Here is a 12,901-nt window from a genome sequence, read left to right on the forward strand (position 1 = left end):
TCGCCACCATTTCGTCAATTTCATCACTAATAAAGAGTATAAACCTTGGAGTTAGCTCCAAAGTCAATAACGAGATAAAAATATGAATATTGTTGTTTTGGATGCCGCTACTTTGGCAGGCGTCGACCTTTCTCCACTTCACGAATTTGGCACTGTAACCACATATGAATACACCAGCCCCAGTGAGGTCGACAGTCGCATTCAACAGGCAAACATCATCGTCTCTAATAAAGTTCAGTTGAATGGCGCTCACTTTGCAGTAGCACCTGAGTTAAAGTTAATCTGTGTTGCCGCCACTGGTACTAACAATATTGATCTGGTTGCGGCAAAAGATGCAGGTATTGCGGTTACTAATGTTGCCGGATACTCAACCCCTTCAGTCGTTCAGCACACCTTTACCTTGCTAGGTAACCTAATGAGCAATATTCATCGCTACGCCGCAGATACAAAGCTAGGCGCTTGGCAAAATAGTAGAATGTTTTGCCGTCTAGATCACAGTATTAATGACATTGCCAATAAACGTTTTGTTATCGTCGGCTATGGTAACCTTGGCCAGGCAACCGCTAAAGTCGCTGAGGCATTTGGTGCCAAAGTGATCATTGCTGAGCGCCCAAATAGCAAAGCAACACGCAGTGGCCGTATGGCATTTGAAGATGCAATGAAGATTGCTGATATCGTTTCAATACACTGTCCACTCACACCGCAAACTGAAAACTTGTTTAATGTTGAGACTCTTTCACTGTTGCCAAAGCGCGCTATTCTTATCAATACAGCACGCGGTGGCATAGTCAATGAGCAGGCTCTAGCTGATGCACTCGCTAACAATCAAATCGCCGCGGCGGGTGTTGATGTGCTCTCGGTTGAACCTGCTGACGCTGATAATCCACTGATCAAATATCAGGGCGACAATCTAATGCTGACCCCACACACGGCATGGGCCAGTCAAGAATCAATCACTCGACTAATTCTTGGTATTGCTGAAAACATCACCAGCTATTTAGATGGTGGGCAACATAACCGTGTGGTTTAACCACGCAAATGCAATGCAGTTTAGGCCACTTAATATGAGTGGCTTAAAACACCACATTTTATTCATTATTGTTACTATTTAGTGTAAATCTCATACCCACCTTTCTCCAAAAACCATAACCAATTGATTTTTAATAATAAAAAAACTGGCAAAACAATTGCAAAAGTTAAGGTAAGTAAAAAATAAAATAAAACTTGATGATGACTGTACACATCAGGTCATGAGGATAACACAATGAAAAAATTACTTGTTGCTACTGCGCTTTTAAGCACTACATTACTGTCTGGTTGTATCGTTGCCGTGTCTGATGGTGAAATGCGTCACTACAATAGCTGGCCTGCAAAACACCAAGAAAATAGAGATAAGATCAGCGAACTCGCACTGGGTACTAGCTACAAAGAAGTTACTAAAGAATTTGGCACGCCAGACTTCAACGAAGCAATATCAAAAGGCGGCCACACATATCAGGTCCTTTACTTTGCCACGAACAGAAAACACGCGGATGGCCAGATCACCAAAGACGAATGCACACCATTGGTATTTAAAAACAATCAACTCGTTGGTTTTGGTCAGTCGGCGGTAGATACTTACTTGTAACCAACTATTCAGACATTTCCCTGCTCAAGCCGCATATCGCGGCTTTTTCATTTGGCGTACAGTGAGCGTTAGCGGTTTACCAAAACCACCCGCTCTTGCAAGTGATGTGCTTGCAACAAGGCTTCATCCGCCAGCTTCAAACTATCTTGGTGATCACCAGAAAAATCTTCTTTGACATGGACTACCCCAATGCTAATCGTTACGTGCGCGCAAATAGGAGAGCTAGGATGAGGAATTGATAAAGCATCTACAGCTTGATGCATGGCAGCAGCTAAAGACAACGCTTGATCTGCATTGCGTTTATTCATCAGAGCTACAAACCGCACGCCATCATAACGCGCAACAAACCCCTCTACTTTTTGTGTGATGCTTTCCAAAACCTTGGCAACTTTAACCAAACACTCATCGCCAGCACTGAACCCACAACTGTCGTTGTATTCTTTATAATAGTCTATATCCACGAGCAACATTGATAGTGGCACATGTTGATCCCGACTTTGATACCAAAGCTGGGCAAGGGTCTCATCTAACGCTCTACGATTTGGAATTTCGGTTAATCCATCGATATTAGCTAGACGCTCAAGCAAGTCATTCTTTTGCTTAATTGCCAAATGAATTTTTATCCGCGCTTTGACGATATTAGGGCTAAACGGCTTAACAATATAATCCACCGCCCCCAACATCAGCCCGCGCGCTTCATCTTGGTAACTATTACTAGCTGAAATGACTATCACTGGTATTTGATAGCTACTGGGATCCGCTTTGAGCTGTAACAGAAAATCAAGGCCTTCATCATCTGGCATTAAAATATCCACAATGATTAGGTCAAAGCGCGTTTGCAATAGGCGCTCAAATGCTTGGCCGCTATTGGAACAACCAATCACCAAGTGCTCATCAGATAAGGTATTTTCCAAAACCACCCGATTGAGAGGATCACCGTCTAACACTAAGATATTGGCTGACTTTTGCATTTAACTTCCTTTTGCTTCCAATAAAATAAACTGTTGCGCTTGTTGAATCAAAGATATTAACTCATCTCGCATCTTATCATTCAAAGGGGCACTGCTTGACCCACTATCTGATGAATTAACCACCTTTTCACGGCGAGCGTTTGCCTCGGTCAATTTGGCATAGTCAGCTAAGCGCGCCAATCCAATACCACCAGCAGCCCCTTTAATACTGTGTGCAATCTCTGCCAACCGCGCATTGCTATCAACGGCTTGCAAATCACGAACATACTCATCACACAGTTTAGCAAACTTATCCAACATTGCTTTTACAAGGTCCGAGTTATTCATCAGCTGCCTAAGGGCAAACGATTTATCAAAAACACGCGGGTGATTTCCTACATAGGGCTGCAAGGCGACACATAAGTCATCAGGAGAAATGGGCTTAACTAGAAATGCATTAACACCATGTTCGAACGCTTTTTCTTTTTCATGCTCATGTGCATTTGCAGTAAGCGCAATAATTGGCAATGCCTCTTCACTGAGTTTCTCACGGATAATTTGAGTGGCCTGATAACCATCAATATGTGGCATATAGATGTCCATAAGCACCATGTCAGGTTTGAGCTTTTGGCAAATATCCAAAATACCCTGTGCACTAGAGAGCGCCACAACTAGCGCACCATGTTGCTCCAAAACCGTTTTGGATATATCAAGGTTTAGTACATTGTCATCAACCACTAAGCACAAAGCGTTTGCCAAACGATCATGACTTGGCGGCGACGTAGTGCTTTGTTCAAACGGAGATAAACACAGCGACTGGTAAAACATGTGCTCAGGTAGCCTAAGAGTGGTAAGTGAATGGCTTGCACATTGCGACATATTTAAATTATTGGGTACCACTAACCCAGAACAGCCTGAAGACGTCATATCGCTAAAGTGATGACATAAATAGCTCAACTCCTCGATGTCATCACAGGCGATATACGCAAATTTATCCAACTGTTCCAACGCCTCACCAAAATTGGCAAAATGCGTGACTTGATAGGCCGATAAATAACTCGGCGGTGTATTTGTTGATACCAAACATATGTTGTTATGATTAGCGTGATAAGCCCGGCCGTGTGTTTTCAACATCAGCTCAAATTCAAAAGTGCTCCCTATCCCTTCTTCGCTTCGGATCTCAATTTTACCGCCCAATAGGGTGACTTGTTGTTTTACAATAGCCAACCCTAAGCCTATGCCTTCATACTCTCGAGAACTGGATTCATTTCCTTGTGTGAATGCATCAAACAGGCGGTTTTGGTCCACTTTTTTGATACCTGGACCGGTGTCAAATACAGCAAAAGACAACCACTGCTCCCCTGATTTACTCCATTTTGTTTCCACCCTAAGGCCCACTTCACCATGGCTTGTAAATTTAACCGCATTGCCTAATAAATTGACGAGAATTTGTTTGATCCGAGCTTCATCCCCTACAAACTCAGGCCACACATTGGCTGCAACCTGTAATTTCAAACCTAATTTTTTTGCATCGCTTAAAGGCTGGATCAGCGCGCTCAAACTGTTCATCAAGTTCAATATCGTAAATGGTTTGCTATGCAGTTTTGCTCGTCCCCCCTCAAGGCGAGCAAAACTTAATATATCGCTCAGCATTGTCAGCAGTTGTTTCGCTGCGGTTTCAATATGCGCTAACTTTTCACTGTCTTGGACACGTGTTAAGCCTGGTTTTAGGATCCCCACTAACCCCAGTATCGCATTTAAAGGCGTTCGGATCTCATGGCTGATATTTGCTATAAAACGGCTTTTCGCTCTATTTGCCCGCTCGGCTTCTATCTTAGCTTTAGTCAGGGCTGTTACATTTTGTACATGGATCACAAAATATTTTGGTACCTTTTGCTTGTCCCAAACGAGTGATACACTCAGCTGAAGCCATAGCGCTGACTCGCTTTGTGACAAACTCAAAACTTTAACCCCTTTACGCTCTTCCAATAATTGCGCCAATACGCCATTGAGTGTATCCAGCTCGTCTTTATCAAACAAGGCACTTAAATGCTGTCCAGCTTCAACGCCATCTAACAGTTTTCGCACAGCGCGATTGAACTCTAAAATCACACACTCTGTTGAGACCAGCAAAATGCCATTTGGCGCATGTTTAATTGCCGCTTTAAAGTTTTGTTCAGAGGCTCGCAGCGCGATCATAGCCTGTTGTTGTTCACTAATATCGCGGGCAATACCTAAACTCCCGATACGACTCCCCTGCTCATCAAACAATGGAGATACACTCACCAAATATGCTTTTTCATCGAAGTTGAGCGTTTCTGTCAAAGGTATACTGTGGAGCTCCATCGCCTGCTCAAGGTCAAGTAATTCCAAGTACTTTTGACTCACTTCCTGATGCTCTTTGGCAACCAATTCAGCTTGCACAACCCCAATAAATCGCTCAAACGCCTGATTACAACCAATGAATGAGCCATCAATATTTTTAAAATAGATGAGATCCGGCACTGAATTAAGCACAGTATTGAGCAGAGCGGCTTGGCGCTCTTTAGCCTCAAAGCTACGAGAGAGCGCTTTTCTTTGGCGCTGAACCTGATCGTCTAAACGCGCATTATGAGTTTCCATTTGCTCAAATAAAGCTTGCCTTTGAGTGACAACTTGTTTGATTTCTTTAAACCATGGCTGCCAATCACTTGGTACTGGATAGTTAAGCGTGTGGTCTTCAGCTAAATCTTGCTTAGTCAAGTAGTGAACAAAGTGCTTCAGCGGACGAATAAAGATCTGTCCGTTTAACCATAAAAACGTAAAGAAGGTGAACACAATAAACAGAGTCAAAAAGCCAAGTTCAATTATGACCTCTTCAAACACCGCCGCAATAAAGGCGTCTTCTGATTGCTGAAACCGCAACGAATAAGGTGCATTTTGTATTGCACCTTGTAGCTCAACCCCTCCACGCCACAGTCTAGCATACTCAACCATGGGGTCTTTTTGTAAAACAGCTGCTTGGCTGCTTTGCACCAATACTTGTGAATTTGCGTCGATCAGTGCCAATGCCCCCTCATCGAAGGTCAACTTATCCAGCAAAGCAGTCACTTTGTCTGCACTATAAATCAGAATAATGTGTGATTTACCGCCGCTGATAATAGGCTGTGCGATACTGAAATAAGTATTGCCGAAAAGCCGAGTCTGTTTACTGTCAGGGTTTGCTAACCCCCCCTTTCTTGGACTAAAACGTCCTTCAACAATGGCCGTTAATAAATGGCTTTGTGTATCATCTCGGCGTTTTACAAAGGCAAAGCCATGTTCATTAAAATATGCCACGGCCTCTAATTCACTGATCAATGCCAACGCAGTATCGAAACTCGGACCCAGCGCCATGACGTGTAACCAATGCTCCAATACATGAGGCGAAGCTTTGTAGGTACCCAAACCAACCAATTCCCCTCCCTGCTCTGGCAATCGATGATAATAGTATCCCAACTGCTGGCGCACTTGCTGCTGCACATTATTGGCGAGTTGATATTTAATCGGTGTATCAAGACCTCTTTTAATGCTGCCAATAACCGTACTTGCAGCACTCGCAGCTTGATCGACCTGTGCCAATACCGCTGAAAACTGCACCTGATACACGTCATATTGGCGCTCTAACTTAATATTGAATAAGTGAAAGCACAGAACGATTGCGAGAATTAAGGGTATCAATAAAGCGACACAAATAGATTTTCGGTAAGTTTTAAGGGGCAGGAACTCTGACAAAATGTCCATTCATGGGCCTGTAATAATTGCTTCCATCTTTTTTTGAAAGAGTAGCGAGCGCCATTGAGATAAGCAAGTGCTTCACGCTGGCTGCAATTTCTTTTGTGCATACAGCCGATGTATAACAGTAAACCGCATGTGCTCACAGCTATACATCGACCGCCTGCTAACGAGTTAACAATTCACGGCGTGTTTTACAAGTTTTCCTCTGCAAACGACGCCAACCTGCTGCGCACAACCCCATTGAGGTTGACAGTTGCGCTTCCTTCAAAATCTTTGAAGCGCTCAACAATATACGTCAACCCGGATGTCACCGGCGTTAAGTAGTTGCTGTCAATCTGCGCCAGATTCCCCGTACATATCAATTTAGTCCCTTCACCACAGCGCGTAATAATGGTTTTCAGCTGCGACGCCGTTAAGTTTTGGCTTTCATCCAAGATTACCACTGCATTTTGAATGCTCCGGCCACGCATAAAGTTCACAGACTTGAACTGAATATTGGCCTTTTCCATTATGTAGTTACGACTGGAAATTGGGCTTTCATCATGTTTGTGCAGTACCTCCAAAGTATCAGTGATCGCCGCCAACCAAGGTGCCATTTTCTCTTCTTCTGTACCTGGTAAGAAGCCGATACTTTCGGCGATTTCTGGCGTGTTTCTGGTAACAATAACCTTATCGTACACCCCTTTTTCAATGATCATCTCTAGCGCACTGGCCAGTGCCAATAGAGTTTTACCACATCCCGCAGGCCCGGTAAGTACCACCAATTCAATATTGGGATCGAGTAAAGCATCTAAAGCCATACCTTGATACACATTTTTTGGCTTAACCCCCCAAGCTTGTTGATGCATTAAACGTTCAACACTGATGTCCTTTAAAGTGACATGGGCCTCATCATAACCGATAACACGCGCTGCAAAATGCTCACTGTCATCGAGTAGATATTCATTGTAAAAAACTTCCGGCATCAGCGACTTTGGCACTTTATGCAAACTATAACGGCCCTGCTGCTCGGTTTGACACTCACCTACAGTAGCCCAAAAGTCGCCTTCGAACTTGTTATATCCAGAAGTGAGTAAATTAATATCATCAATTAATTGGTCAGTGCGGTAATCTTCAACAAACTTTAATCCCACTCCCTTTGCTTTAAGTCGCATATTGATGTCTTTGGTCACCAAAACTACACGCTTTTCGACATACTGTTTTTGCAATTGCAATGCACAGTTAATGATGCTGTGATCATTTTCATTACCCGGCAGACCAGAAATACTATCAGGGTATAAATGGTCGTTAACGATAATGAGTTTACCACTGCTGGCTGGTTTATTCGGGTCTCTCTGTACTTTAGGTAAATCAACACCTTCTAACATTTGCTCGGGTGTTGCATCGGTTAAGACATCGTCGAGGCTACGAATTGCAACCCGCGCATCTCTGCTGACATCACGTTTTCGATCTTTGATGTGGTCAAGTTCTTCTAACACTGTCATGGGGATCACAACATCGTGTTCTTGGAAGGAGAGGTAAGCGAGGGGCTCATGAAGTAAAACGTTGGTGTCTAGTACATATATTTTCCGGTCGAGGTCATCTTTTCCCATAGTGCATTCCTATTCGTCTGCAATTTCTATGATTGAACACTGTATTGCTCGCCACACAATACATCGCTCTAACTTAATTTTAGTCTATTTGTCACAAAAGTCGTTTTTATGACAAAAAGTGCAGTATGAAACTGTCCCTATTTATTTCCAGGTATGTACATTGTCACTTTTTTTAATCAATTGGATCGTATATTTTATCTCCAACTATGAGCATGTTTGACTATGCTTAATAGCCACTATTGCACATTAAAAAACAATCAACGGTGAGCAAACAACAAATATGTCCGAGTTATTTGGTAAAACCCGCACAACACCACGCTGTAAGGCACATTTATTGTGTTTTTACAATCTTGAACAAGGCTTTGCTTCTCGGTAACATAGCCGCCTTTTTTCTGCGAAGATGAGAAAACCATGAATTTTTCCTTAGGTCAGCGCTGGATAAGCGATACCGAATCAGATTTGGGTTTAGGGGCCATTGTCGCCTTAGAGGGTCGACAAGTAACCATTCTGTTTCCCGCCAGTGGAGAAAACCGCGTTTATTCTGTACAAGAAGCGCCGGTGACTCGTGTAGCATTTAATCCTGGGGATGTTATCCGCAGTGTTGAAGAATGGGAAATGCGTGTAGAGAGCATCGAAGAGCAAGGGGATCTGCTTTGCTATCATGGTGTTCGTCTAGACAAAGAAGAAACTGTCAGCCTGAAAGAAACCTTTTTAGATCACTTCATTAAGTTTAATAAGCCGCAAGACAGGCTTTTTGCAGGCCAAGTAGATAGATTTGATCGCTACACATTACGCTACCAAACATGGCAGCACCAATTTAACCGTCAGCAATCTCACCTTAAAGGCCTTATCGGTCAACGTGCGAGCTTGATACCTCACCAATTATATATCGCCGATGAAGTCGGACAGCGTTTTGCACCACGTGTTTTGCTTTCTGATGAAGTGGGACTGGGTAAAACCATTGAAGCCGGTATGATTTTGCATCAGCAAATTCTCACTGGCCGCGCTAGCCGAGTGCTGATCATTGTACCTGAAAGTCTGCAACATCAATGGCTAGTAGAGATGTTACGTCGTTTCAATTTGCGCTTTTCTATTTTTGATGAAGAACGCTGCGACGAAGCATTTGCCGACTCTCCAAATGTCTTTGAAACTGAACAATTGGTACTGGTGAGCCTTGAGTTTATCACCAAAAAGCGCCGCTGGTTTGAGCAGGCGACCTTGGCTGATTGGGATCTGCTCATTGTCGATGAAGCACACCACTTAACCGTAGAAAAAGATAAACCAAGTACTGAGTATCAGCGTATTGCTGAGCTTAGCCAAGATATTCCAGGCCTCATTTTGTTAACTGCGACACCTGATCAACTGGGTCACCGCAGTCACTTTGCCCGTTTGCAGCTATTAGACCCTGATAGGTTCTATGATTACGATGCATTTGTTGCGGAAGAGAGCAATTACAAAGAAATTGCTGACGCGGCAAATCAATTGTTGCAAGATACTGAACTGGATGAAAAAGCCACGCAGACCATCACTGAGCTTCTCAAAGAAACCGATATCTCTGAGTTACTTAAGCGTGTTGCAGAAAAAGAACAAAGTGCAAAACAAGAACTGCTGGGTATGCTGCTTGACCGTCATGGAACCGGCCGTATCTTGTTTAGAAATAGCCGCAGCGGTATTGAAGGTTACCCGAGCAGAAAAATCCACGCACATGCAGTTGAAATGCCGAAACAATATAAAACAGCCATGTCTGTTTTAGGTAATATGGGTGGCATTCAAACGGCTGAAAAAAGCGCGTTACGTGCATTGTTTCCAGAAAAAATCTTCCAAGAATTCGAAGGGGAAAGTGCAAGCTGGACACAGTTCGATCCACGTGTAAATTGGCTGATTGAAAAACTCAAAGAGTTAAAACACGAAAAAGTACTCTTGATTTGTGCAGAAGCACAAACCGCGATAAGTCTAGAACAAACCTTGCGCGAACGTGAAGGCATTCGTTCAGCGGTGTTCCATGAAGGCATGTCTATTATTGAGCGTGACCGCGCTGCAGCGTATTTTGCCGATGAATATGACAGTGCGCAGGTATTACTGTGTTCTGAAATTGGTTCTGAAGGACGTAACTTCCAGTTCTCGCACCACTTAGTGCTATTTGATTTACCGCTGAACCCAGATTTATTAGAGCAACGTATTGGACGTCTAGACCGTATTGGTCAACAACATGATGTGAATATTCATGTACCTTACTTTGCCAATACCGCACAAGAAGTTTTACTGCGCTGGTACAACGAAGCATTAGATGCATTTGAAACCACCAGCACCACAGGTCAGCTACTCTATAAAGAGTTTTCTGAAGATTTGCTTGAGTTTATCGCAGCCCATAATTGCGACGAAGAAGAGCTAGATCCGCTGCTTGAGCAAGTTGCCAAACAGAATAAAGTACTGCGCGCCAAAATGGAGCAAGGTCGAGACAGACTCCTTGAACTACATTCAAGCGGTCAAGGTCGTGCCGAGCAAATCGTCAGTGAAATTGAAACGCTCGACGACGATGTTATTCTGCCAGCTTATATGATTAATGTGTTCGATATATTTGGCGTTAACCAAGAAGACAAGGGTGAAAACACCATTATTCTGAAGCCAACAGAACACATGCTCAATCCATCCTTCCCTTGTTTGAAAGATGATGGCATTACAGTCACATTTGATCGCTCCACATCACTGTCTCAAGAAGATGCACAATTTATCAGTTGGGATCACCCTATGGTAGAAGGTGTGATGGACATGATCTGTGATGATGATTTTGGCTGTGCGTCTGTAGCATTGCTTAAAAACAACAAGTTACCAGTAGGTACTTTCTTTGTTGAACTAATCTATGTTGCCGAAACTTCCGCGCCTAAATCATTGCAGGTAGGACGCTTCTTACCTCCTACGCCAATACGTGTATTGATGGATAAAGCCGGTAATAACTTGGCAGATAACGTTGCCTTCGATGCATTTAACCAGCAGTTGTCTGCTGTTGGCCGCCAAACTGCAAGTAAGCTTGCCAATGCACTTCAGTCCGGAATCCACCCACTGATCGCCAAAGCAACTGATATGGCAAATGAGCAGCTAGAAACATTGCAAAACCAGGCACAAGCAGATATGCAAACGCGATTGGACGAAGAGCAAAACCGCCTTACCGCGCTAAAAGCCATCAACCCCAATATTCGCGACGAAGAGATTAAAGTGTTTGATAAACAAAAAACACAGCTCAGCGAGCATATCTCTAAAGCGCAAGTTAAACTCGATGCCATTCGCTTAATTGTGGTTTCTAACCAATAACTATTTATTCAATATCAGGCAGTAAAGTCCCGCTTTACTGCCTATTTATTCTTTCACCAGCCATAAACCTCATTATTTATTATTAAATTCATATAGAACATATAGTTATTGTGTATTGGTTAAAAGCTTGATAACTTGGTCAAGATTTATACAATCAAGGAAATGACTATGAAGATAAGAATAATAACCTCACTTTTTATGCTCAGCCTTCTCATGCTGGCCACAGCATCTATGCAAACATATGCAGCCAAGAACACTTCGCCCATTGGAAACTATTTTATAATTGATAGTAGCGGCACAGATCAAACCTATAAATTAAGCTTCAAACCTAACAATCAAGTCATTGTATCTGGAGACTTTAAAGTATCCGCCCAATGGCAGTGGCAACCTCAGCAACAAATCATGGTGCAGCTCGCTCAGCCGCAAAGTCAATTCGAAATACAATTGTCTGAGAATGAGACCTATATTCACCAATTAACGGGGTTAAGCTTCAATTCAAAAACACAACAACAAAGCCCCTACACACAACACTTGCAAGTTTGGCACAAAGAAACACAAGAAGTCGTTGATACCTATACGATCTCAGGTGAAGCAGTGTTAGTAAAACAACGCCAGCTGAAAAGGTGGCAATCACAACTGGTAAATAAAACTTGGGAAATCGCAAATATTGATGAAGTAACACATGCCGACACTCCTTGGTTTAAAGCCAGTAGCTCAGCTTCGGTCACTTTTCACGAAAAAGGCACGGGGATCGTACAACATTGGGACAACACACAGAGTGACCTAACATGGAAGCAGAAAGGCAAAAAGCTCATTCTTAATTATCAGCGCAACGATAAGCCCATGAAAATTGTGCTACGCGTATTTGAATATATTGACGACATCGGGCTGCGTTTTGTCGCAAAACACGTAAACAAAGAGTCAAAACAAGCCAAGTGGATCAGTGGCTACATGATCGAAAAGCAGGATGTCGCACTCACTTACGAGCAAATCGTTGGCCAATGGCGCAAGAATTCTGGACGTTTTCATGACTACTACCCTGATCAAATTGCGGTTGCTGGTGTCGCCAATACCGCGTCTAAATGGGAGCTCAACCATCTTGGTCAGCTTGTCAGAGAAAAACTAGAACACCCAGAGCAAGGTGTAGTATTAAATTGCCCTGATAATAGCTGCTATGTTAGTTGTGAATTCTTCTATGAATTACTCGCTAAAAAAGGCAATACACTTTACGTTGCACATCATTTTAGCTCTGAGTTTTATCCTCAAGGTCCTCTGAAGATGCAAGGTAAATGGATATTAAAAATCGAGTATGATGAAGAGTTTGGCATACAAGACTTTTCTAGAAACATCTTCTCAAACACCCCAATGACCTTGGAATATGAAGCGCAAAAAGAAGCTTACGTATTCAGTCGATTTCCAAACGAGAGTGGAGAGGTTGTAAACCGAGTTAAATCGCCTGCGGGCACTGGTACCTTCTCTTTCATTGATGGCAACCTGCATACGCTGATTAACCAACAAGAAAGCATTTTTGAAATAACCAAGTTTGCCCGAGATGGTCTCTCTGTCTGCCAATATCAGCCAGGTGAAAGCTGTGCGACAGGTCGACAGGCTGTATTTAAATTTACTCATGATGCTGGCCCCTACCCAGCAACAAACTAAAATCATAT

7 protein-coding genes are annotated in these 12,901 nt (G+C 43.1%); 4 read left to right on the forward strand and 3 right to left on the reverse strand.

The window, feature by feature from the left end:
• Positions 1 to 82 precede the first annotated feature (82 nt).
• Together J8M00_RS15335 and J8M00_RS15340 are read left to right on the forward strand one after the other, a co-directional pair.
• A complete protein-coding gene (locus J8M00_RS15335) occupies positions 83 to 1,030 on the forward strand; it encodes a D-2-hydroxyacid dehydrogenase (protein ID WP_211011403.1) in 948 nt (315 codons plus the stop codon).
• 234 nt (positions 1,031 to 1,264) lie between these two features.
• Positions 1,265 to 1,627, forward strand: coding sequence for a DUF3192 domain-containing protein (locus J8M00_RS15340; protein ID WP_211011404.1), 363 nt, complete (start codon positions 1,265 to 1,267; stop codon positions 1,625 to 1,627).
• Positions 1,628 to 1,695: 68 nt separating this feature from the next.
• On the opposite strand, the gene J8M00_RS15345 is transcribed toward J8M00_RS15340, so the two are convergent.
• The 3 genes from J8M00_RS15345 to J8M00_RS15355 all read right to left on the reverse strand — a co-directional run bounded on the left by J8M00_RS15345 (position 1,696) and on the right by J8M00_RS15355 (position 7,925).
• A complete protein-coding gene (locus J8M00_RS15345; RefSeq protein ID WP_211011405.1) occupies positions 1,696 to 2,598 on the reverse strand; it encodes a diguanylate cyclase domain-containing protein in 903 nt (300 codons plus the stop codon).
• Positions 2,599 to 6,339 carry a hybrid sensor histidine kinase/response regulator gene (locus J8M00_RS15350; RefSeq protein WP_211011406.1) on the reverse strand — a complete coding sequence of 1,247 codons (3,741 nt, stop codon included), beginning with the start codon at positions 6,337 to 6,339 and terminating at the stop codon, positions 2,599 to 2,601. It abuts the gene before it with no gap.
• Between the two features lie 185 nt (positions 6,340 to 6,524).
• Positions 6,525 to 7,925: a PhoH family protein gene (locus tag J8M00_RS15355; RefSeq protein ID WP_211011407.1), complete on the reverse strand. Its 1,401-nt coding sequence runs from the start codon at positions 7,923 to 7,925 to the stop codon at positions 6,525 to 6,527.
• Between the two features lie 411 nt (positions 7,926 to 8,336).
• On the opposite strand from J8M00_RS15355, the gene rapA reads away from it, so the two are divergent.
• Together rapA and J8M00_RS15365 are read left to right on the forward strand one after the other, a co-directional pair.
• The gene (rapA, locus tag J8M00_RS15360) at positions 8,337 to 11,234 is read left to right on the forward strand and encodes an RNA polymerase-associated protein RapA (RefSeq protein WP_211011408.1); all 2,898 of its coding nucleotides are present in this window, start codon (positions 8,337 to 8,339) and stop codon (positions 11,232 to 11,234) included.
• Positions 11,235 to 11,402: 168 nt separating this feature from the next.
• Entirely contained in the window at positions 11,403 to 12,893 is a 1,491-nt protein-coding gene (locus J8M00_RS15365; RefSeq protein WP_211011409.1) for a hypothetical protein, read from the forward strand.
• The last annotated feature ends 8 nt before the right edge of the window (positions 12,894 to 12,901 follow it).

Origin of the sequence: Pseudoalteromonas luteoviolacea (assembly GCF_018100925.1) — a bacterium.
Taxonomy (GTDB): Bacteria; Pseudomonadota; Gammaproteobacteria; order Enterobacterales; family Alteromonadaceae; genus Pseudoalteromonas; species Pseudoalteromonas obscura.